This is a genomic window from Sphingobium sp. (genome assembly GCF_032153725.1).
Taxonomy (GTDB): domain Bacteria; phylum Pseudomonadota; class Alphaproteobacteria; order Sphingomonadales; family Sphingomonadaceae; genus Sphingobium.
Map to the genome: position 1 here is coordinate 1 of NZ_JALDYQ010000078.1, position 22,262 is coordinate 22,262.

General features: G+C 61.8%; 20 protein-coding genes and 1 pseudogene. 10 read left to right on the forward strand and 11 right to left on the reverse strand.

All coding sequences use genetic code 11. The annotated features are described in order from the left end of the window. The 4 genes from RUH75_RS19685 to RUH75_RS19700 all read left to right on the forward strand — a co-directional run. Nucleotides 1-1,045, forward strand: a 1,045-nt coding sequence (locus RUH75_RS19685) for a GMC family oxidoreductase (RefSeq protein WP_313808886.1), incomplete at its 5' end; no start/stop codon positions are given. Between the two features lie 48 nt (nucleotides 1,046-1,093). Next, nucleotides 1,094-2,098 (forward strand): zinc-binding alcohol dehydrogenase, encoded by a 1,005-nt coding sequence (locus tag RUH75_RS19690; RefSeq protein ID WP_313808887.1) that lies wholly within the window; start codon nucleotides 1,094-1,096, stop codon nucleotides 2,096-2,098. Between the two features lie 51 nt (nucleotides 2,099-2,149). Then, nucleotides 2,150-2,959, forward strand: coding sequence for an SDR family oxidoreductase (locus RUH75_RS19695; RefSeq protein ID WP_313808888.1), 810 nt, complete (start codon nucleotides 2,150-2,152; stop codon nucleotides 2,957-2,959). A gap of 73 nt (nucleotides 2,960-3,032) precedes the next feature. Next, nucleotides 3,033-3,572, forward strand: a complete 540-nt coding sequence (locus tag RUH75_RS19700) for a helix-turn-helix domain-containing protein (RefSeq protein ID WP_313808889.1) — start codon at nucleotides 3,033-3,035, stop codon at nucleotides 3,570-3,572. Between the two features lie 38 nt (nucleotides 3,573-3,610). Here the strand turns inward: RUH75_RS19700 and RUH75_RS19705 are convergent, their stop codons facing one another. Then, nucleotides 3,611-4,297 carry a CDP-alcohol phosphatidyltransferase family protein gene (locus RUH75_RS19705; protein ID WP_313808890.1) on the reverse strand — a complete coding sequence of 229 codons (687 nt, stop codon included), beginning with the start codon at nucleotides 4,295-4,297 and terminating at the stop codon, nucleotides 3,611-3,613. Here RUH75_RS19705 and RUH75_RS19710 point away from each other — a divergent pair. After that, nucleotides 4,285-4,596, forward strand: coding sequence for a hypothetical protein (locus RUH75_RS19710; protein ID WP_313808891.1), 312 nt, complete (start codon nucleotides 4,285-4,287; stop codon nucleotides 4,594-4,596). The genes RUH75_RS19705 and RUH75_RS19710 overlap by 13 nt on opposite strands. 344 nt (nucleotides 4,597-4,940) lie before the next feature. On the opposite strand, the gene RUH75_RS19715 is transcribed toward RUH75_RS19710, so the two are convergent. After that, the gene (locus tag RUH75_RS19715; protein ID WP_313808892.1) at nucleotides 4,941-5,147 is read right to left on the reverse strand and encodes a cold-shock protein; all 207 of its coding nucleotides are present in this window, start codon (nucleotides 5,145-5,147) and stop codon (nucleotides 4,941-4,943) included. A 174-nt stretch (nucleotides 5,148-5,321) separates the two neighbouring features. Then, a complete protein-coding gene (locus RUH75_RS19720) occupies nucleotides 5,322-6,257 on the reverse strand; it encodes a spermidine synthase (RefSeq protein ID WP_313808893.1) in 936 nt (311 codons plus the stop codon). A 47-nt stretch (nucleotides 6,258-6,304) separates the two neighbouring features. Between RUH75_RS19720 and RUH75_RS19725 the strand changes: the two are divergent. Next, nucleotides 6,305-6,457, forward strand: a pseudogene (locus RUH75_RS19725) (IS3 family transposase); the annotation flags it as partial. 56 nt (nucleotides 6,458-6,513) lie between these two features. Here RUH75_RS19725 and RUH75_RS19730 read toward each other — a convergent pair. After that, on the reverse strand, nucleotides 6,514-6,885 hold the full coding sequence (locus RUH75_RS19730; protein WP_313808894.1) for a hypothetical protein: 372 nt from the start codon (nucleotides 6,883-6,885) through the stop codon (nucleotides 6,514-6,516). A 290-nt stretch (nucleotides 6,886-7,175) separates the two neighbouring features. Further along, the gene (locus tag RUH75_RS19735) at nucleotides 7,176-7,778 is read right to left on the reverse strand and encodes a TetR/AcrR family transcriptional regulator (RefSeq protein ID WP_313808895.1); all 603 of its coding nucleotides are present in this window, start codon (nucleotides 7,776-7,778) and stop codon (nucleotides 7,176-7,178) included. Between the two features lie 115 nt (nucleotides 7,779-7,893). Between RUH75_RS19735 and RUH75_RS19740 the strand changes: the two genes are divergently transcribed. The 3 genes from RUH75_RS19740 to RUH75_RS19750 are packed head-to-tail and all read left to right on the forward strand — an operon-like array spanning nucleotide 7,894 to nucleotide 12,068. After that, nucleotides 7,894-9,363, forward strand: coding sequence for an efflux transporter outer membrane subunit (locus RUH75_RS19740; RefSeq protein WP_313808896.1), 1,470 nt, complete (start codon nucleotides 7,894-7,896; stop codon nucleotides 9,361-9,363). After that, nucleotides 9,356-10,540 carry an HlyD family efflux transporter periplasmic adaptor subunit gene (locus RUH75_RS19745; protein ID WP_313808897.1) on the forward strand — a complete coding sequence of 395 codons (1,185 nt, stop codon included), beginning with the start codon at nucleotides 9,356-9,358 and terminating at the stop codon, nucleotides 10,538-10,540. Before RUH75_RS19740 ends, RUH75_RS19745 begins: the two co-directional genes overlap by 8 nt. A 7-nt stretch (nucleotides 10,541-10,547) precedes the next feature. After that, nucleotides 10,548-12,068: a DHA2 family efflux MFS transporter permease subunit gene (locus tag RUH75_RS19750; RefSeq protein ID WP_313808898.1), complete on the forward strand. Its 1,521-nt coding sequence runs from the start codon at nucleotides 10,548-10,550 to the stop codon at nucleotides 12,066-12,068. A gap of 69 nt (nucleotides 12,069-12,137) precedes the next feature. Here RUH75_RS19750 and RUH75_RS19755 read toward each other — a convergent pair whose 3' ends face one another. The 3 genes from RUH75_RS19755 to RUH75_RS19765 form a co-directional block, all read right to left on the reverse strand. Beyond that, nucleotides 12,138-14,108, reverse strand: a complete 1,971-nt coding sequence (locus tag RUH75_RS19755; RefSeq protein WP_313808899.1) for an FAD-dependent oxidoreductase — start codon at nucleotides 14,106-14,108, stop codon at nucleotides 12,138-12,140. A gap of 23 nt (nucleotides 14,109-14,131) precedes the next feature. Beyond that, complete coding sequence (locus RUH75_RS19760; protein WP_313808900.1) at nucleotides 14,132-14,704, reverse strand: nuclear transport factor 2 family protein; 573 nt, start codon at nucleotides 14,702-14,704, stop codon at nucleotides 14,132-14,134. A 274-nt stretch (nucleotides 14,705-14,978) separates the two neighbouring features. Next, nucleotides 14,979-16,457, reverse strand: a complete 1,479-nt coding sequence (locus RUH75_RS19765) for an aldehyde dehydrogenase family protein (RefSeq protein ID WP_313808901.1) — start codon at nucleotides 16,455-16,457, stop codon at nucleotides 14,979-14,981. Between the two features lie 398 nt (nucleotides 16,458-16,855). On the opposite strand from RUH75_RS19765, the gene RUH75_RS19770 reads away from it, so the two are divergent. Next, a complete protein-coding gene (locus tag RUH75_RS19770) occupies nucleotides 16,856-17,857 on the forward strand; it encodes a hypothetical protein (RefSeq protein ID WP_313808902.1) in 1,002 nt (333 codons plus the stop codon). Nucleotides 17,858-18,102: 245 nt separating this feature from the next. Here the strand turns inward: RUH75_RS19770 and RUH75_RS19775 are convergent, their stop codons facing one another. The 3 genes from RUH75_RS19775 to RUH75_RS19785 all read right to left on the reverse strand — a co-directional run bounded on the left by RUH75_RS19775 (nucleotide 18,103) and on the right by RUH75_RS19785 (nucleotide 21,923). Continuing rightward, nucleotides 18,103-19,113: a ParB/RepB/Spo0J family partition protein gene (locus tag RUH75_RS19775; protein WP_313808905.1), complete on the reverse strand. Its 1,011-nt coding sequence runs from the start codon at nucleotides 19,111-19,113 to the stop codon at nucleotides 18,103-18,105. Between the two features lie 71 nt (nucleotides 19,114-19,184). Further along, complete coding sequence (locus RUH75_RS19780; protein WP_313808903.1) at nucleotides 19,185-20,387, reverse strand: AAA family ATPase; 1,203 nt, start codon at nucleotides 20,385-20,387, stop codon at nucleotides 19,185-19,187. Between the two features lie 429 nt (nucleotides 20,388-20,816). Continuing rightward, entirely contained in the window at nucleotides 20,817-21,923 is a 1,107-nt protein-coding gene (locus RUH75_RS19785; RefSeq protein ID WP_409592405.1) for a replication initiation protein, read from the reverse strand. Between the last annotated feature and the right edge of the window lie 339 nt (nucleotides 21,924-22,262).

Consider the following 22,262-nt stretch of genomic DNA (forward strand, 5'->3'; position numbering starts at 1 on the left):
ACCGAATCTCACGATCCTCACCGGGGTCGAGGTGGAAAGGCTTCTGCTCGACGGCAATCGGATCACCGGCGTCTCCGTCCAGACGGGGTCGGGCTCGCACAGGATCGGTGCGAGTGAGGTCATCCTCGCTTGCGGTGCCATCCATTCACCCGCCTTGCTGCAACGTTCGGGCATCGGACCCGGGGAAGTGCTGCGCAACCTGAACGTGCCCGCCATCGCCGACCGTCGCGGCGTCGGGCGCAACCTCAGTTATCATCCGATGGCGAGCCTCAACGCCCATGTCCGCAGCAAGGGACGGCCCAGAAACACGAGCGAACCGCCGTGTGTCGTCGTAGCGCGCTATTCCTCCAAGGTTCCAGACTGCCCGCCGACCGACATGATCCTGAACCTGTGGGAGCGGGTGACCTCCCCCCATGTCGACGATCCGTTGGGAAGGCAGATCGCGGATTTCATGTTCATCCTCAACAAGCCCTTTTCGCGAGGGGATGTCGTGGCGAACGAGGATCCGACGGGCCGCCCCCATATCCGTTTCAATCTTTTCCAGGACAGTCGCGACCTGGACAGGATGGTGGAGGCTATCCGTTTCGGCCTGTCGCTGATGGGGTCGCAACGGTTGAAGCCGCTGATCAACGCCGCATTCCTGATGAATTACACGCCGACGGTATTTACCTATCTGAGCGATACGCCCGAGGGACGCAGGCTGAGCAGACTTGGCGGCATTGGCCTTGGCATCTCCGACCTGTTGGCATCCGCTGTCCTGCGGCGCATGACCACTCCGGTGGCGCAGCTTCCCTCGGACGACGGCGGGCTTGCAAGTCTTGTCCGCGCGATGACGCTCACGGCGCATCCGGTCGGCACCTGCCGACTGGGTTCGACGGAGGACCCCGAAGCCGTGGTCGATAATCGCGGCAGGGTGATCGGCGTCGAAGGCCTTCGGATCGCGGACGCGTCGATCTTTCCGACCGTCATGTCGGCGGGTCCCAATCTTGCGACCATGATGGCTGCCGAGAAGATCGCGCAGCACATCATCCGGCAGGACAATTGAAATAAGGCCCGCCCGGTGCGCGCCGAAGAGAGAGGAAATGTTACCGCCATGTCGAACAGTTTGAATGCGCGCGCCCTCTGGTTCGAGGGACCCAGGCACGCGGCGCTACGGGACGAGGAGGCGAAGGCGCCTGGCGCCGGCGAAATCCGCGTCCGCGCCATCCATTCGATGGTGAGCCCGGGCAGCGAAATGAATGTCTATCGCGGCGAAGGAAATCTGCCTTCCGTTCCACTCCCGACCATGGCCGGGACGCTGCCCTTCCCGATCAAGTTCGGCTATCAGGTCGTGGGCAGGGTGGAAGCCGCAGGCGAAGGGTCCGGGTTCGAACCCGGCGACCTCGTCTTTGCCGCGCATCCCCATCAGGACGTCTTCACCATGCCGGCCGTCTTCGGCGTGAAGCTGCCCAGCGACATCGACACAGTGCGCGCCGGCTTCATGAACATGTGCACCGTCGCTCTGCGGACGGTCCATGAGGCTCCGATCCGCGTGGGCGAGGTGGTTGCCTTGTCCGGCCTTGGCATCATCGGCAGTCTGACGGCACATCTTGTGCGGAAGAGCGCGGGAAAGCTCATCCTCATCGACCCGGCAGCCGAGCGGCGCGCGCGGTCGGCGTGGATTGGCGCTGACGCGGTTGTCGACCCGTCGGAAGTTGCGGCGGTTGTCGCAGAGCTGAGCCAAGGTCGCGGGGTCGATACCTTCATCGAAACCAGCGGCGCGCCGCCTGCCCTCCAGACCGCGATCACCCATACCGGCGAGCGCGGAAGCGTGGTCGTGCCGGCCTGGTACGGGACCCGCCCCGTCAACCTCTCGCTCTCTCCCGAATTCCACCTGCGCGCCCTCACCATCAAGAGCGTGTTCGTGGGCAGCGTCGGCGGCGATGAGCTGGCACGATGGACGGACGCGCGCAGGTTCGAAACCGCTCTCGACATCGTGCAGGGGATTGATCCGGCCAATTTGATATCGCAGCGCCTGCCCTTTGAGCGAGCGGCCGAGGCATATCGCCTGCTCGACGAAAATCCCGGCCAGGCTCCGGCCGTGATCCTGGACTATTGAGCATGGCGGGACAGGGACCCGCCGATCCAATCATTGAGAAAGGCTTAGCCAATGACATCCTCTAGTCTGGAGGGAAAAGTTGCATTTGTTACGGGCGCGGACCGCAACCTGGGCAAGGCCATGGCAACGGGCTTGCTGCGCGATGGCGCACATGTGGTCGCGACCGCAATGTACGGCTCTTTCCTGCCGCAGTTCGTTGAGGAAAGCGGCGCGGCCGACAGGATACTCGCGCTGGAGGGGGACATTTCGAAGGATGAGGATCGCCAGCGGCTCGTGCAGGCTGCCTTGGACCGCTTCGGCCGCGTCGACATCCTCGTGAACAACGCGGCCGTCACCCCGGAAACCTTCTGGCCCAACTTCCTGACCGATGGGGAGCCGAAGCAATGGACACTTGGCGTCGATTTCTATCGGAATTTTCTTGAGATAGACTGCGTGGCTCCGCACGCCTTCATTTCAGCCTTCGTGCCGGGCATGCTCGAAGCCGGTTGGGGGCGCATCATCAACATTTCCACCAGCGTGGATACGATGCTGCGCTTCTGGCCATACGGGTCCGCCAAGGCCGCACTGGATGCGCAGACCGCCGTGCTGGCGACCCAAATTGAAGGAACCGGCGTGACCGCCAATATCCTGGGGCCTGGCGCCTTCGTGAAGCCGGCGCCAATCCTGTTGGATGACGGCACGGTGATCCGGCCCGATCATGGTCCCGAGATCATGGAGGCGCCTGTTCGCTGGCTCGCGTCGAAACGGTCATCGGAGTGCAACGGCATACGTGTGTCTGCCGCAAGGTGGGTTGCGGACTTGCCCGGCGACAAGCAGCCGGGCGGTGCGATTTGTCCTATAGACTGGACCAGAAGCGCATGAAATCAGTGCCGCGATCAACCGCGGGTCAGCCTTTGTGGAACCAGCAATTCAACGCCTTTGCGGGAAAGAAAAGATGAAAGAAGGACAGGCGGCCGACGAGAGCATTTTTGTCGGCCTGATGAACGCGGTGAATTGGTTCGACGAGGCCTTCCAGAACAGCCTGGAAGCAGCGGGCTACGCCCGTACTACGCGCGTGGAGTCGTTCGTCATCGTCAACATCGCCGCTGGCCGGCAACGCCCGGCGGACATCGCCCGGAACCTGGGCGTCAGCCGCCAGGCGATCAGCCAGATCCTCAAGGCCTTCGCGGAACGGGGCTGGATCGTGACGCGGCCCGATCCCAATCACGGCAAGGCGCAGATCGTGATGTTCAGCGCAGCCTTTTCGGAGCGCGCGGAACTGTGCGGCCATATCATCACCGGTATCGTCCGCGAGCTGGAACAGCGCATCGGAGGCGCCGCCGTGGAAGCCCTCAAGCTTTCCATGACCGCGGACTGGGGCACGCCACCACGGATCACGATCCCCGCCATAGGCGAGGCACCGACATCCATCGATTCCGCCGCTCCCCTACCCGCCCTTGCCAGCAAGCGAGGCCCGGGCGCCGTTCAATCCTGATTCAGGCGCCGAGGCCCTGCCCGCCGAGACGAAGGCCCTTATCGACGGCTTTCCTCCTGCCGGGCCAGGCGCCGTCCGGTCACAAGCGTCTGCGCTATAAACAGAATGATGAGGATGGCGCCTACTGTTCCCACGAAAATATCGAAGCCCGACCATGTCCCGAACAGGCCCGGCCCGAAACCGAGTTCCATCATCATGACGGTCAAGGCGATCAACATCAGCCGAAGCTCGGTCGGCCCGGCGGAAAGATAGGAAAGCTTGAATTCTCCAAGCACGCGGGCAGAGAGATAGGCATGGATCGACAGCAGCAAATAGCCGGCAAGCGCGACCATGGCGACGTCCATCGTCACGAACGGACTCAATCCCATTCCCGCCAGGATCAGCAGCACCACCAGTCCGTCGCAGCTATGATCAATGAAATAGCCATAGGAGGGCCGCTCTATATGGCGATAGCGCGCCAGGCTGCCGTCCATCGAGTCACCGAACCATTGCACGACATAGCCCGCAATCGCGAGGAGAAGCCATGCGGAGCCCAAATTACTCGCCACATATCCCGTGAAGGTCATGAGCGCGCCGATCACACCCCATAGGGTCAGCAAATCCGGCGTCACCCATGCTGGCATTCGACCACACAACCAGGTGAGGAGCTTCCGCTCGGCATTAGCCAGAAAATTCTGCTGAATTCGGTCCAGCGCGGCCGTGGCACCCTGTAATGAATCTGTCATATGGCCTTATCGGGAAAGAATCGTCCAAGGGCAATGCGAACAAGCGCCTGGAGGAGAGGGCGGGCAGGACGACGCTGCGCCTGTCACAGTGTCAGAAAGGCAGCGCGAGATACGCGTCCCTGGCGTTTGGCCTGCCGGACCAACAGGCGGGAAATGCCGAAATCCTTCCTGAAAACGGCTATTCACAGATGGAACGCTTCCGGGAAATCGTGGCTCAATCTCAGCCGACCATTTCAGCGACGATCTTCCGTAAATCTTGCCGAGACAGCACTGCGGTCCGTGGCAACGACTTCAGGTAGGGCAGGGATTGTATGAGCTTTGTGATAAAATTTCCGAGATTTTTGATGTGCATGATATTCCTGGCGCACGAAGTGCGCGCCATTGGGGCGCGCTGCGTTAAATCAGACGCAGGACGCGCGCTCCGGTTTTTTTGTTTCGCATCGTTTCAGGCGCAAAACCGGTTCCCACTTTTGCGCACGATGCTCTAAGGGATTTGCAGATCGCCAAGAGATCCGATCGAAACACGATGTCCGATCGGTGCCGCTCTTTATGGGTGAATGCCCGCTCCAAGCGATGGAGGGACGGTCAAAGGCCAATATGCCATCCATCCATCCCCTCTCGGCTGATCTTGAAAATGCTTGATTCAGACGGCTTCCAGATTCACCGCAGACTGCTTGCCACGACGATCGGTTTCGATCTCGTAGCTCAGTCGCTGATCCTTGTGCAGCGTCACCATGCCTGCGCGTTCAACCGCGCTGATATGCACGAAGCTGTCGTCGCCGCCATCTTCAGGAGCGATGAAGCCATAGCCTTTGTCTGCATTGAAAAATTTGACGGTGCCGATAGGCATAAGTGTTTCCCTTCACGAAAACAGATTACCCGCCTGCAAAACCACAGGCGGAGCTGGTAGCGAGAGAAAGGAAAGCGCGCCCGCAGGCGCAAAATTCCGTCGCAGGCGACGATAGCGCTCCTAAGATGGGCTAGGTTCCCGGCTTAGTCAATGGCAACAGGAAATCGGCCAGGATCAGAAAGCAGCAGCGACCTCCGCACCCGGTTTGGAAGCGAGCCATATACTGTGCCAATCATCGGCACAGTCAGCGGATGCAGGCAGCTTGGTTTCCTCAACGGCAAAGCCAGCCTTCTCAAGCCTCTCAACAAATTCCGGATCGGAATAGGCCGACCATATTGCCAACACCCCTTTGGGGCGCAGGGCCGCATAAGCGGAGCGCAGTCCCCAATCGCAGTAAAGGCGGTCATTGGCCGGCGTCATGAAGCCATCGGGACCGTTGTCGACATCCAAAAGAATGGCATCGAAACGGTTGGCCTTCTCCGAAATGACGTCATGCACGTCAGCAAGCTGGAGCGAAACGCGAGGATCGGACAAGTTGGTGCCAAAAAGATGCGCCAGATGTCCTTGCGCCCAGGTCACGATGCGGGGCACCAGTTCAGCAACAACTACCGAGGATGTCGGCGCCCAGCTCGCAAGCACGGCGCCTAACGTAAATCCCATGCCCAGCCCACCGACGAGCACATGTCCGTCGTTGCGTGCCAGACGCTGGCAGGTCAGCGTCGCCAACGCCTGTTCGGAGACATGATTGCGGCTCCCCATGAGTTCATCGCTGCCAAACTGGATGGAAAAATCCTCGCCGCATTTGAGAAGATGCAGCAAGCCCCCGCCCGGAATTTCCGCGATGTCCACCACCTCAACAGGAGGTTCGGCTTTTCGGGGCTGGCATTCTTCAGCCGAACCTTGTCCGTCAAGCGGTGGCAAAACTGTCGATGCCGCAAGTCCCGCGGACTTGGGCGCCACCTCCTTCCCCTTATCAGGGGAACGGGCACGGCGCGTGCGCCACTTGTCCGAGGTGCGACGCTGATCCATGAGGTGCCTATCGAGTTCGAAATCATTCGCGACGTCGACCAGCATGGCTTTCATTACGCGGTGATAGCCATCCATGCCCATGTTTTCCGGGCGATGACAAGAGTCATTCCCTTCCTGGAACCGCGCCCCAGCGGATCGGGAAGAAGGTCTGCCGGACGAGAGCCCAGGCGAAGGCCGATATGTTCGACTATGGCGAATGCTTCTGCAACCCAACCCGACGCCACTCGACGCTCGGCTATCTCAGCCCCATGGATTTCGAACGCGAAGCTGGTGTAGCCTAATTGAGCCTATCTCGGTGTCCGCCAAACCGGCAGCAGGCCAGTCAATCATCAACCGCTCAAATACGAGACTGAGACGCCAGCCAGATAAGCGCCTCTTCTTCGTCACCGAAGATTTCGGCGGTCGAGGCGGCCATGATCCGGCGGACCTGCAACTTCATCAACATGCTCCCGACCAGAACGGCGACACGCCGCAGTCCCTGGCTGGCAAGCTCGTCCAGGATGCCCGTCGCGCCGCCAATCTGCGACTGCGGCAATATCGAGGCGCGGCGCAAATCAAGCAGCAGATCGAAGGAGGCGCCGCCTGCTTTGGCCAAGCGGATATGATCGGCAAGGTCGCGCCTGAGCGGATCGGTCCCGACCTCCTCGGGAAATCCTGTGAACGCGACCCGAACCAGCCCTTCCCCTGGCTGCGACATAATTTCATACATGCTTCTCCGCCTCTCCCCGAACCGCGTCCTACGCCTTGCTGCGTCGCAAATGGAAACGCCCCCGCCATCGGTGCAGTTTCGCGCCATAGGGTTTTGAGGTTTATGGAAAATGAAAAAGCGGCGGTCCACGACACCGTCCTAGTTGGGGGAAAGGCCGGCCATGATCATCGGCAGATCAGCTTTTCCACTTCTGCCGTGAAATGAAAACCCGGACAATCGCTGGCATCGTGACATGGAAGATGCCCCAGCATCGGACGCAGCCACTCCAATCCGGTTTCATGACGCGCGCGTCAATGGCCGTGCAGACCATAGGCCATCAGGAAGACCTGGACAGCGCGCGTGACCGCATCGATCGGACGAAACCAGGCGTCCGCGCCGAACAGCAGCGGCTCGATCGTCCCCGCTTCGAGCAGGCCCTTGAGATGTGCCGCAGCGACATGCGGATCGGCCTGCCGGATGAATTTTCGATCCTGCAATTGCGCGAGATAGCTCGCAATATCCTTCCAGCTACGCTCCGGCCCCAGGGCATAGAGCCGCGCGCCCAGGTCTGAATTGGCCCCTTCCGCGACGGCTATCCGCACCAGCGACACCGTTTCGGAGGATGTGAGCAGCGCCAGATAGGCCAGGCCGAAATCGGTCAGAACCTGCACGACATCCGGATTGGCCGCATCGAGCAGAGCGATCGCATCCTGCGCCTGCCCTTCCATGACCGATATCATGGCTGCGGCGAACAGTTCCTCTTTCGATTTGAAATATCCGTAAAGCGTCGCCTTCGATCCCCCGACCCGGGCCGAGATCGCCGCCATGCTTGCCCGCTCGTAACCGACTTCGCGAAACACCTCCATCGCCGTTTCGATGATCGCCGCGCGCCGGTCGGCCGTCCTCACTCGCATCCATCTTCTCCGCACTCTTATCTGAACCAACATGTACACTTTTCGCTTGACGAGACAAGTCCCGTCTCATAGTGAACTGTACAGTTTAGTTATGAGGCTCAAGATGATTCTTCAGATGCCCCGGAAACATATCGTCCCCACAACAGCGATGGCCGCTGTCCTGCTCGCTCTGGGCGGTTGCGCGGCGGTGCCCGATCTTGGTCCAGCGCCGCAAATGGCCCCTCCCTCCTCTTTCGCCGCCGACAGGAGCCTGTCGTCCGACGCGCCGGGCGCATGGCCCGGATTCGATTGGTGGAAGGATTATGGCGACCCGCAACTCAACACCCTGATCGATGAGGCTCTTGCCGGTTCGCCAAACCTTTCCGCAGCGATCGCCCGCGTCGGCAAGGCCGCCGCCTATGCCGAACAGGCCAATGCCGCGCACTTGCCCACGCTCGACGCCACCGCCAGCGCTCCGGTTTCGAAGCAGAGCTATAATGAAGGCATTCCTCCCGCTTTCGTGCCGCAAGGCTGGAACGACACCGGCAGCCTGAAGGCCAGCCTTGGCTTCGACCTCGACCTGTGGGGCAAGAACAAGGCGGCCTATGCCGCCGCCCGCTCGGACGTCGAGGCAGCGCAGCTGGATTGCGAGCAAACGATCCTGACCCTTTCCACCAATATTGCCGATGCCTATGCCGATCTGGCGAAGCTGTTCGCAGCGCGCGCGGTTCAGGAACGCGCGCTTGATGTCCGCGAGCAGACCACCCGGCTGACCGCAGACCGCGTGGCGACGGGCCTCGACACGCAGGCGGAATTGAAACAGGCGCAATCCGCGGTCCCATCCGCCCGCGCGGACCTGGCCGCGACCGACGAGCAGATCGCCCTCACCCGCAATCGCCTGGCCGCCCTGCTGGGCAAGGGGCCGGACCGGGGGCTGGAGATCGGCCCGCCGACCGTGTCCTTGGCCACGCGAGGGATTCCGGCCGATGCCACCACCGACCTGATCGGCCGCCGCCCCGACATCGTCGCCGCCCGGGTCAGGGTGGAGGCGGCGGCCAGCCGGATCAAGGTCGCGCGCGTCTCCTTCTACCCTTCGGTCAATCTCAGCGCGGCGTTCGGCGTCCAGTCGCTGGGCCTCGACAATCTGTTCAAGAGCGGATCGACCGTGGGCAATGCCGGCCCGGCAATCAGCCTGCCGCTCTTCCACGGTGGCGAGCTGCGCGGCCAATATCGCAGTGCCCGTGCCAGCTATACGGAGGCCGTGGCCAATTACGACCGCACCGTGACGGACGCCTATCAGGCCGTGGCCGATGCGGTGGCGAGCCGGCGCGCCCTGGACATCAGGCTGGCCCAATCCAGCCAGTCGCTGCGCGATTCCCAAGCCGCCTGGTCGATCGCAAGGCAACGTTATGAAGGCGGCCTGTCCCGTTATCTCGACGTGCTCTCCGCCCAGGAAAGCGTGCTCCAGGCCGAACGCGCCGTCGCCGATCTCAAGGCGCGCGCCTTCACCCTCGACGTCGCCCTCGTCCGGGCATTGGGCGGCGGCTTTTCCGCCCCCACCGCCGCGTCCGCCAACACCCCCAGCAAGGAAGAAACCCATGGCTGAAGCCGATTTCAAAGATCGTTTCCACGACAAGGCAGAACAGCTGGACATCGCCCCGGCGGATGACACCGCGCAGCCACCGGCCCAGAACGGACTCCGCACGAAACTGCTGACCGGGATCGCCGCCACCGTCCTGCTGGCGGCGGCCGGCTATGGCGGCTGGTACGCTTTCATCGGCAGCCATCACGTCGAAACCGACAATGCCTATGTCGGCGCCGACACCGCACAGGTCACGCCGATGGTGGCGGGACAGGTGACCGAAGTGCTCAAGTCCGATACCCAGCCGGTCAGGCGCGGGGAGATCATCGTCCGCCTCGACGACAGCGACGCGCGGATCACGCTGGCCACGGCGGAGGCCGATCTTGCCAAGGCGCGGCGTCAATATGGCCAGGCCTTCGCCACGAGCGACGCGCTGACGGCCCAGATGCGCGCGCGCAATGCCGATATCGCGAGCACCCGCGCCCAGCTCGCCGCCGCGCAGGCCGCCTTCGACAAGGCCCGGGTCGATTATGACCGGCGGCAGAAACTGGTCGCCAATGGCGCGGTATCGGGCGACGAACTGACCATAGCGACCAATTCGCTGGCCAGCGCCCGTGCCTCGGTCGAACAGGCGCGCGCGGCGGTGGTTCAGGCGACGTCCCAACAGGGCGCCGCTGCCGGCAATCTCGCGGCCAACGATGCGCTCATCCGGGGCGCCACCGCCGACACAGCGCCCGACGTGCTGGCGGCCGCGGCAAGGGTGCGGCAGGCCCGGCTCGACCTGGAACGGACCGTCATCCGCGCGCCCGTCGACGGGGTGATCGCCAGCCGCGCCGTGCAGGTCGGCCAGCGGGTCGCGCCGGGCGCGACGGTCATGCGCATCGTTCCGGTCCAAAGCCTTTATGTCGACGCCAATTTCAAGGAAAGCCAGCTGGCGAAGGTGCGGCCGGGACAGCGGGTCACGCTGACCTCCGACCTCTATGGCGGCAGTGCTGCATATCATGGCCGGGTCATTGGCTTTTCGGGCGGCACCGGCTCCGCCTTCGCCCTGATCCCGGCGCAGAACGCGACCGGCAACTGGATCAAGGTGGTGCAGCGCCTGCCCGTTCGCATCGCCCTCGAACCCGGCGAGCTGGCGGCACACCCCTTGCGCGTCGGTCTGTCCATGACCGCCACGGTCGACACGTCCAGCGTGGGGTAAAGCCGCCATGACCGACGACATCAAGCCGCTCACCGGCCCTGCCCTGCTGCTTGCCGGGATGGTGCTGGCGCTCACCAACTTCATGGTGGTGCTGGACACTACCATCGCCAATGTGTCGGTCACGCACATCGCCGGTGCGCTTGGCATTTCCTCGACCCAGGGAACTTGGGTCATCACTTCCTATGCCGTTGCCGAAGCGATCTGCGTGCCGTTGACCGGCTGGCTGACGGGACGCTTCGGGGCGGTCCGGACCTTCACCTGGGGGATGATCGGTTTCGGCCTCTTCTCGTTCCTGTGCGGCCTGTCCAACAGCCTGGCCATGCTGGTCGTCTGCCGGATCGGCCAGGGCCTGTGCGGCGGCCCGCTCATGCCGCTCAGCCAGACGCTGATGCTGCGCGTCTTTCCCAAGCGGCAACATGGTCAGGCCATGAGCCTGTGGGCCACCACCACCGTCGTTGCCCCCATCATCGGACCGATATTGGGCGGTACGATCAGCGACGGCTGGTCGTGGAACTGGATCTTCTTCATCAACGTGCCCGTGGCCGCGGTCTGCGCCTATGGCGCGCTGAGGCTGCTCAAGTCCGCCGAGACGCGGATCGAACGGTTGAGCGTGGACAAGGTGGGCCTGATGCTGCTGATCCTCTGGGTCGGCGCGTTTCAGCTGATGCTCGACCTGGGCCGGGAGCATGACTGGTTCAACGACGGCATGATCGTCACATTGGCCGTCATCGCCGCCATCGGCCTGGCGCTGTTCGTGGCGTGGGAGGTGACGGCGAAACAACCTATCGTCGATCTCCGCGTCTTCCGGCACCGGGGCTTCACCGTGTCGGTGACCAGCCTGTCCTTCGCCTTCGCCGTGTTCTTCGTGGCAGCGGTGCTGATCCCGCAATGGCTCCAGCAGAATTTGGGTTATACGGCCACCTATGCTGGCTATGTCACGGCCTTTTCCGGGGTCGGTGCGGTGCTGGTGTCGCCTCTGGTCGTCAGCCTGTCCACAAGGTTCGATCCGCGCGCGCTCGTCTTCTTCGGCATATTGTGGATGGGGATCACATCCCTGCTGCGCGTCCAATGGGCCAGCAATGCGGATTTCTGGACGCTTTCCCTGCCCCAATTATTGCAGGGCGTCGGCCTGCCCTTCTTCATCGTGCCGCTGACCACGATCGGGCTGGGCGCGGTCAAGCCGGAGGAAACGGCCTCGGCCGCAGGGATCATGAGCTTCCTGCGAACCATGGCGGGCGCGGTGGGAACATCGATCTCAACCACCATGTTCGCGGATGGCGCCGTGGTCGCGAGGAGCGAGATCGTCTCGAAACTGAACAGTGACGCAACCAGTCAAACCCTGACGAACAGCGGCTTCTCGCTCGAACAGATACGCGCGGTCATCGAGCAGACGGTGGTGCAGGAAAGCTATGCGCTGTCGATCGATCATGTCTTCCTGCTTTCGGCCATCACCTTCGCCGTGGCGGCTACCATCATCTGGTTGGCCCCGCGCCCCGATCGCGCCGTGGAGGCCGGCGCAATGCACTGATTCCTCGGTAGCTCCCCAAGGCGGCAGAAGGGGCGGCGCGACCCCCTCTGTCGCCGGGGAACGCGGTCGCTACAGTCCGCGAGCCGCGAGATGCCCCTCGCGTATGGCGATGCGCAGAAAGCGGGGGCTGAGCGCGTCGCCAACAAGGGGCGCGGTGATGCCACGGGATTGAAGTTCCTCGTGCAATTCCCTGTTCGACTGGTTCTGAGTGACCAGCACGACCAAGCCGGCAGCGATTTCCTCTACCTGTTGAGGGGCGTAGATCGGCGCCACCTCAACCTTGTCCGGCTGAATCGCGACGAGGCGGCTGCGCGTGAGCAGGCGGAAGCGGCCTGTTTTGGCGAGCCGTTCCAACGCCGGATCGATCGTGAAGCTGACTTCCATCTTTGGGGCGATCGCGTGATGGCCGGTCACGAACGTCACCCTGCATCCCTGGTCGATCAGATATTCAGCGACACCGATCGCCTCATAATGGCCTATCGAGTCGAACACCACGGCGTCGCCTCCCTCCGGAATCCGGACGGCGCGAGTCAGGACGTCCCAGCTGGTGACGACGTGGGGCTGATTGAGGCCCGATGGAACGTCATCGGGCGCATAGAGCTGGAAACCGTCCAGCCGCGGCAGCGATCCCGTGGCCAGAATCACCTTGTCAGCGCCCTCGGCCGCTATGTCGTCAGCGTCCATATAAGTGCTGAGGCGCACTTCCACCCCGAGGCGATAAACCTCGCTGGTCAGCCAGTCGATGACGTCGCCGATCGTCTGGCGTCTGGGGCACAGCCGCGCCACGACCATGGCGCCGCCCAGATCGGGCCCCGCTTCGGCGAGCACGACGGAATGCCCGCCCAATGCCGCGACGCGCGCCGCCTCGAGTCCCGCCGGACCACCGCCGACGACCAGCACGCGGAGCGGCGTTTCCGCCCGCTGAATCAGATCCTCGGCCAGAGTCAGTTCCTCGCCCACGGCGACGTTGATGGTGCAGCCAAGATGGCCGATCTCGGCTTTACCCCCCAGACACCCCTGGTTGCAGGCGATGCAAGGCCGCACTTCATCCGGCCGCCCCTCGCGTGTCTTGCGGACAATGTCGGGGTCCGCGATGTGTGCGCGCGTCATGCCGACCAGATCGGCTTCGCCGCGCGAAATGACCTGATCGGCCTCCTCCAGGGTGCGGAAGCGACCGCTGACAATCCGGGGCACCTTCGCGTTGGCGCCAATGATCGAGCTTTGCGGCAGCTCATATCCCACCGGTTCATGCATCGCGCCGATGATCTTGTGCATCATGTAGTAATTGCCCATCGACAGGCTGACATAGTCGATGAGATCTTCGTCCTGCAGGCGTTCCAGCACGGCGATGCAGTCTTCGACGGTCGTTCCGCCCTTCATCATTTCAGGGCTGAGGCGGATGCCAACGATGAAGTCGCGCGACACCCGGCCACGCACCGCCCGCATCACCTCCAGGATCAGACGCATGCGGTTTTCCAGCGAACCGCCATAATCATCGGTTCGCTTGTTGTGCAGCGGCGACAGGAATTGCTGCAACAGATAGCCGTGGGCGCCATGCACCTCGACCCCCGTGAGCCCTCCCTCTTCCACGATGCCCGCGATGTCGGCAAAGCCCTCGACAACCGTGTCGATCATCGACTGGGTCATGGGGATCGCGCCGATGCCGTCCCACACGCCGGGACGGTCCGAGGAGGACCAGGGCGGGCTTCCATCATGCGTATGGGCATTGTGGCCGCCATGCCAGATCTGTTGCAGAACCCGCATGCCATAAGGATCGACCGCCTTCATCAGCCGGCGATAACCCGGAATAAGGTCCGGGTCCCGCTTGTCCAGATGACCCGGGCTCGATTGCGGGTGCGCCGACAGCGTTTCCAGGATCGAAAGCCCCACGCCGCCCTTGGCCCTCGCGGCATGATAGGCGATCAGGTTTTCATCGACGTGGAAGTTGCCGATGTCCGTGCCATGAGCGGTGCGCACCACCCGGTTGGGGATTTCGACGCGCCCGATCTGGATCGGGGTGAGGATATGGCGAAGAGGCATGTTCTCTCGTGTCAGCAGGAGGGTCAGGCAGCGGGGCCGGGGCGACGAACGCGCAACGGACGCTGGTAGGAAAGATCGGAACGGTCACGCGCGATCGTGCCGACTTCGGCAAGCTGCGCCGCCGACGCTTCGTCGAATGCAAGGGTTTCGTTGGCCATGTTCCATTCGATCAGGCACGCGCGCTCGGCAAGCGCCCACTTTTCCCCGCGCCGCTCGTAACGATCGACATAGCGGCCGCCGCGCAGGATCGTCTGGTTGCCATCGCCGGGGACATTGGCGACGAACCAATATTGCTCCGCATGAGCGACGTCGCCATCCAGCTCGACCGTCTGGTTGGTCACGAAATGCTGGGTCACGCGCAATTTCGCATAGAGCGACTCGATCCAGGCAAGGAATTCCTCGACCCCGCCGAGAAAGAAGCCATGATCATCGATCGCATCTTCGTGGAACGCCGAACGCAGCAGCGCGCGATCCAGCCGGTTGATTCCGCGACAGAAGCGAAGGCTGCAATCCAGAATCGCCTGGCGGTCAGCCAGCGTACGGATCGTCCGCTCCTGCTCCTCAACCCGTGCGACCAGCTCTTTAAGATCGTGCATTTTCCATCCTCTTCCATTGCCCATAGTTTTTCGTCATGATGCGGCGGGTTGCAAGCATGACCGGCGGCACGGGCGATGGCAGCGGCCGTTTGCGGTCTGGCCGAACCGCAGAAAAGATAACTGCATCAAGGCCTTGAAATAGTTCGATCCAGACCGTGATGAGTGACGAACCCGGCCGTTCGGGAAGATCGCAGAGGGACGAAGACAGGACCGCGCCACGCCTCTTCGGCATCCGGCTATGGTGCGCAGCAGTCCGCCATCGATCTCATCTGCCTCAAAGCTTCACGAAGACCGCTTTTGTCTGCATATAGGCATCGATCGAGTTGGGGCCAAGTTCTACGCCCAGACCAGACTGCTTATATCCGCCGAACGGGCAGGAAACATCGAGCCAGGCCATGGTGTTGACCCAGATGGTCCCCGCCTTCAGAGCGCGCGCCATTCGATGGGCGCGACCGAGATCGCGGGTCCAAACAGCGGCAGCCAGGCCGTAAAGGCTGTCATTCCCCTGAAAGACCGCATCCTCTTCGTCCGTGAACGGGATCACCGCCGCCACCGGGCCGAAAATCTCCTCTCGCGCGATCCGCATGTCGTTCGTCACGCCGGTGAACACGGTCGGCGGCACGTAGAAGCCCTTGCCCGATGGCCGCGCCGCCTCAAAGGCCACTGTCGCTCCATCCCTTCGCCCGATGGCAAGATAATCGGTGACGCGGTCGAATTGCGCTCGGAAGCCAAGGGGTCCGACGGCCGTTGCCGGATCGAGCGGATTGCCCACCTTCATGGCGCGGACTGCCTGGCCAAGCGCAGCAACGAACTGGTCATGGATGTCGCGTTGAACGAAGATGCGCGTGCCCAAAGCGCAGCCTTGTCCGTTCATATAGGTAAAACCCAATAGCGCCGCTTGAACCGCCGTCTCGATATCACAATCGGGGAAGATGATATTTGGGGTTTTGCCGCCGAGTTCGAGAATGGTTCGCTTCAACGTGTCGGTGGAGGCAGCAAGGATCTTCTTGCCGGTATTCGTCGATCCGGTGAAGGCAATCGCGTCGACGTCAGGATGGCGGGTCAGCGCCTCGCCGGCGGCCGGGCCGAATCCGGTCACGATATTGACCACTCCATCGGGAAGGCCCGCCTCCAGCAGCAGTTCGCCCAGACGCAACACGGTCAGCGGCGCCTGCTCGGCCGGCTTCACGACGACGCAGTTGCCACAGGCCAAAGCGGGTGCGATTTTCATCGCCGAAGCGCCGATCGACCCGTTCCATGGCAGGATTGCGCCAACAACGCCAAGCGGTTCGCGAAGCGTGTAGTTGAGCACGGCCGGGTCGCCGGGATTGGTCGCGCCATGAATCTTGGTGGGCCAGCCCGCATAATAGCGAAAAAGGTCTATCGCATATTGGACGAGGCCGCGGGTGACGTGAATCGTCATGCCGTTGTTCAACGTCTCAAGCTGCGCGAGCATCTCGCTGTCGCGTTCGATCAGGTCGGCGCAGCGGTTCAGCATCCGCGAGCGCGCCGAAGGCGGCAGATCAGACCAGCGGCCATCGTCGGCGGCACGGCGGGCTGCTGCGACCGCGGCATCGATGTCGGTCGAATCCCCCTCCGCCACATGGGCAAGCACTTCCTCGCTGCTGGGATTACCGACCGGGAAACTCTTGCCCGATGACGCGCTGGACCACTCGCCGTTGATCAACATGCCACGCGTGCCTGCGCGCAAGAAGGCGACAACGCCAGGATCGATAGCCTCGGCTGAACCCATGACGCACTCTCCCATTCTATCGCTTCTCTGCATAGGGTCTGATCTCCAAGCGGGCAGAGTCATTCATCTACCGTCTGATATCGCATACAGGGCATGAGAATTCGCGTCGCCGCATGCGAATGCCAGGCGGTTTCTCCCGCACATGTCTGATTAGTGGCGGTCTTTTCTTCCTGATCCAGCACAGGAAGGATTAAGTCCTCATGAAGAGTGACCGCGCTGTTTCCCGGCCTGTCGCCTGACCCCCTCAATGTGGGCCGGAACATTATGATCATCGCAGACTTTCTGAATAGCCCTTTCCGTTTAATAATGGATAGTCTAGTCCAGATAGAAAGGGCATTTCAGCCATAGCTGACAGGAGGATAGGAAACGTCCCTTTTCGGGCGTTCCGGCAAGGATAGATGGCTCCCTCCCCTCCCCTTCAGGACCAAATCCTCACCTATGCCGAAACGCAGGCCGCCCTAGTCCGCGTCGAGGAGCGGTTGCGCCTCAGTCCTGTCCGCCAGCCATGGAAAGCGCGCATGGCGCTGGCCGAACGACAGGCGCTGGCCGCAGCGGACTCCCTGGAACTGCCCGAGGACGCGGTGTCGATCGATGGGCGCGGCCGAGTGGTGACGTCCGCTTATGATCTCACCCATTGGAAAGCGGCGATCGGCGTGTCCGTCCCGCTCGACACGCTGCGCGGCGATCCCAACGCGCTGCTTGCCTGGCTTGGGACCGACCGGTGGACGGACCGCGACATCGGGGACAGGATCGCAGCGATCGACCGCTGGTGCCAGGCGTGCCGAGCCCTGCCGCCCTCCCCTCCCCTCCTCCATTCGGCACGCATTGCGGCGCTGTGGCGGCAGCACGCTCCGCTCGGCCGCGGCGACCTGGTCGCAAGCCTGTTGATCGGCGATCGCTGGGGACCCGGGCGCTGGTCCGGTTCGCAGGGCGGACTGATCGCGCTTGGCCTCCGCCACGTAGGCGGCCTCTGGAAGGTCGCACGTGGAGCGAATCTCGACCGGATCTGGCTCGACGCCATTCGCGCAGGTGCCCAGGCCCATTGCGAATGGGAGGTGCGGTTGCGCAGCTATGCGCAGCGAGCCTCTACCCATCTCGCCGCGCGGAGGCGCCCGGGCCGGCTCAAGGACCTCCTCCTGTTCGCCATGGCGCGGCCGTTTGTCACGAGCTCCCATGTTGCCGAGCGCTTGGGACTGACCTCGGCGGGGGCGATCAAGCTGCTGACCATTGCGGTTGGCGAAGGATTGTTGCTCGAACGCACCGGTCAGGCGAGCTATCGCAGATATATGATTCCGGTCAGCGCGCCCTCCCCTGTCGTGGGTCGACCCAGCCGCGATCCGTTCGAGCCCGATTTCTGGGAGCAAGAAGCAGAAAACACGCTCTTTCCAGCGCCCCTCTGAGCAGCAAAACGCCCTGGGCGAGGGGCAGAAGCGCGGGCGACTATTGAAAGCGTCCTACGGGCTTCTGAGCGGATTTTTGAGGTATTTCATGTTTTGTTCCCGTCCTGCGCTTTCCTCGGACGGGCTTCCCGCACTATCGGGTGACGCCCCTCCCCTGACCTGCGGGAAGAATCGACAACTTCATTCTCCGCATTAAGATTGGGGCACTTCCAAACGTGCGAAGGACATCTACGCTGGAGTTTAAATCAACTCCAAAGCTCCCTGACAAGAGCGATGACAGCCGCCTCAGCTTCTTCGCGGCTCCCGCCACCCTTGGGCAAAAGTGTCAGCGTGACGGCCTTGGTTGTTCTTTTGTCGATTTTGAGCAGAGGCTTTTCATCGCTTCCCGTGATCGTTTCCGCCATTCCTGACTTCTTGGGGGAACCTGACTTCCTGGGGGGATCTGCCGCCACAGCCAGAGATCGAATGATATCAGGCACCGACGGTGTTATGCTGTTCGCGCTCCACTCGCTCCGTATCTCCCCGGCTCGCGCAAAAACCCGAGCTTTGCGGTCTTCCGGTTTCAGCAGCGGCTTCAACATCGTGACATGCTTGATCTTCAACGCGTGAGCATCCGGGAATGCCGCCATGAGATCCGAAGGCAGGCGAGCCAGATCCAGATACCGGCTCAGCCAGCTTGCAGAAACATTCAGCCGTTCCGCCATCCGCGCCTGATGGCCCTCATAATAGCCTTCGAGCGCGCTGAGGTAATCGCGGGCCCGTTCAAGATCCGTGATATCCTCGCGAGCGCGGTTTTCGAGATCGGCGAGCCGGAATGCCTCCTCATCCGTCAGTTCACGCGGTTCGACGAGAAATCGGAAGTCAGGGTAATTATGCGCACGCAGCCAGGTGACCGTCCAGTGCCGGCGCGCTCCGCATATCACCTCGAAGTCATGATTATCGTCACCGCGGATTCGACGGACGATGGCAGGCACCTCCTGTCGGCCCTGCGATTTGAAACTTTCGATGAGATCCCCGCACCGTTCCTCGCCGAGCAGGGCATAATCGCGATTATGCCCTGCCCACATGCGGCAGCGGGCAGGGTCGACCAGTTCATGCGTGCGCTGGACAATCGCACCGGATGCCAGTTCGGCAATGCGGTTCGAACGCCCGGACAAGATCGAGTTCATCTGATTGCGCGGGCGCGGCGTTTCACCCACCACAGGCAGCAACCCGGCTGTCAACCCCTCAGCAAAGCTCTTGTTCTTGCCGCTCATCAGTTCATCCTTTTTGGCGGTTTTCCGCCATTTTTGAACGTTATTCCCCGGAAATTGCACCGGTGCAATTTTCACGCATACCCTTCCTGCCGTAGGCGCGCTGCGTGGCTCGGCCATGTCGAACGGATGTCGATTTCGATCTCCGCATTGACGCCGTCCAGATAGGTCAGGCAACGCTCCCGCACGGCCCGGCTCGTGAGCGGTCCGTCAAGTTCATACACGCTCATCAAACGAGCCGTCGCGTTGTCGATCTCAGCAGAGTCCTTCAGGGGCGTGCGCACCATGCTGTGGCCATAAAGCGAGCGCATGAGTTTGAGCAGCTCTTTCTGCATGGACTTGCCTTCATCAACCTTCGAAGCAACGAAGCGAAGGAAGTTGAGGCCAGTCGAGAAACCCATTTCGTGGAGTTGCGCCATCGTCTCCTCCAGCATGCTGAGAAATGCCGCTGTTGAGGAAAAGTCCATGACGGTGGGCGGAACTGGCACGACGAGCGAATTGGCGGCGCGAAGGACTGAAAGGGAGATCGCGCCGAGAGCTGGCGGCGGATCGATGACGATCACATCAAAACGATCAGCGATCGAATTGATCCCTTCCGCCAGCCGGTTGAGCAGCGTTGATTGACCACGTGCCATGCGGCCGGCAAGCTCATATTCCGATTGGAACAAGCGAAGGTTCGAGGGAATGAGTTCGAGCTGGTCGAAATGGGTTTTCCGCAGCGCATAGTCCAGAGACTGGATGTCATCGTGGCGGAGGAATGGATAGAGAGTGTCGTCCTCAGTCAGATCGAGGTCAGGCACATAACCGAAAAGCGTCGTCGCCGAGCCCTGACTGTCGCAGTCAATCAGTGCGACGCGATAGCCCTGGATCGCGAGATATTGAGCCAGATGGACGGAAACGGTGGACTTGCCAACGCCCCCCTTGAAGTTCTGCACGGCAACCACGGCGCACGGATCATCCGGCGTCCGCCAGGGCCTTGTTCCGAACAGGCCGCGCATGTCGTTGAGTTGCGCGAGAGTATAGCCGACGCGCCTGCCCGTTTCCGTTCTTGGCGGTTCCGGCAACCGTCCATCTTTCTCAGCTTCCCGAATGGCCTGGGTAGTCCGGCCGATCAGCTCCGCCGCCCGGCCGATGGTGAAGGTCGGTTCGCGCCGTTCACTCGATCGCGCAGCCAGCGCATTATCCCTCAGCCGCTCCAGCACCGAATTCGAGCGCGCTGCCAGATCTGAAACGGCGGCGAAGCTCGAATCAATTTCCTCAGCCGGTTGGCTCGCCATGGATTGGTCCCTTTTTTGAATTCGGGACGGACATGCCCCAGCTTGCGATTTTCTGTCAATAGCAGGCCGAATTTCGCAAGATGATACGGGGAACAGATTTGATGAAACGTTGGAATGCCATCCTGACCGATTGGGGGCGAGGCGTTAAATTGCACCGGTGCAATTTAGTCCCCCAGACGCCGCCCATCACCCTGAAATCCATGTGTCTGAGCGTAGTCCACGTTCCGCATGGAGCCATATCCGACACAACAGGGCAACCGATTCACAATTATCGGCGCGGTGCCCCTCCCTTCAAAATATCTGGCAAAAGAGGCATCAATTTGAAGGTTTGAGGGTCAGGCATCGTCAGAGATGGATCAGACGGTCAACCATCCTGACCGATTGGGGGCGAATATGCTTCAAACCGAAAATTGCACCGGTGCAATTTCTTCAAGGTCGACCCCGACGCGACACGTAACTCTCGCAGAAACCTTGCCAGGACTGCTTCAGCTTGTTGCCGCTCAGATTAACAAGCCTGTCGCCCATAAACTCTCGATAGGACGCAGCGATCAGGTCAATATCCCACCCCCCGCCATGCAGGCGTGCAATGTCCCGAAAGACCGGAGAAGATGCGTATTGAAGGCTGCCTGTCGGGAAGCCTGCCAGTGGATCGGCTACCACCGGTTCCTTCGATGGCGTCAGTCTTGTCGATGGGTGCGATTTCTCTTCCAATGATGCATGGGCTGAAACAATCGTTTCAACACTCCCCTCCCGGCGAGCCCGGCGCCCGGTCGAATGTCTTTCGAGCTCATCGACGGTATTGATCTGCTCGGGCGCTTCCTTGGCCTGGAAACGCAGTTCGATTTCGGCAACCGCCCTGCCCTTGCGGACTTCTTTCCAGTCGACCGTGAAATGAGCAAGCTGATCGATCTCCGTCTTGGCTGTTTGCAGCACCTTGCGACGAAGTTGCGCGAAATCCTTATAAACGTCCGGATCGATGCCCAGCGCCGCTCTTAGCGCCGTTACATCTCCTTTCCAGCTCGACTGCCGCCTGTGAATGCGAAGAGCACCCATTTCATACAGGCGAAGCGCGTAGGTCGAGCGGAATCCGAGAACGGCCTGTCGGTTAAGAACCGCATATGTTTCCGATTCCTGGATCAGACGCCGCGCATCCGGCGTGAATTCCCATTCGATCCACCCGGCCTCATGACCTTCCTCATCCACTTCCTCGCGCGACATCTGTATCAACGGGAAGCGCCGCGTGGCCTTGCGTCCACGCCATGAGGTGTCATCCTCCGCGAAAAGTGTCCGGTGCAACTCTTCGAGCATGTCGGCAATTCGCTCATTGCCCTTATGTCCCCGTCGGATATCCGCCTTGCGCATCCTGTGCGTGATGTCGCGCCAGGCATCCCCGCCCGCAGTAAGGATCATGAGCGCTAGCAGCCGCGAGGCAGTCAGACTGAGCGACTGCCCCTTGATGAACCTGACCTCGACGAGCTTGCCAGGCTTTGCAAACTGGTCATTATCGCGGTTGGCCAGTGCCGCAGCCACGCGCATCGCAAGATTCGTGGCGACGACCTGCTCATCTACGGGGGGAGGGGAGGGGGAATTGTCCATCTCGGCGGAGAAATGCCTGACCTGACCTCTGGCGTCAAGTCAGGTCAGGCTAGATACGGACGACCCCCAAAAGGTCAGGTCAAATCGGCCTTCCGAACTCCAGATGCAGGACACGAACGAGATATTATCGCTATAATACAAAGTTATAACTCATCATCCGACGTGATCTGCGGGGTTTCACAAGCAAGCTGACATGCCATCTCCTCCAGGAAGTCAGGATAGCACCCCCATATGGTCAGCCTCGCGCCCCCGCCTGGTCAGCTTACTTCCCCCGCCTGG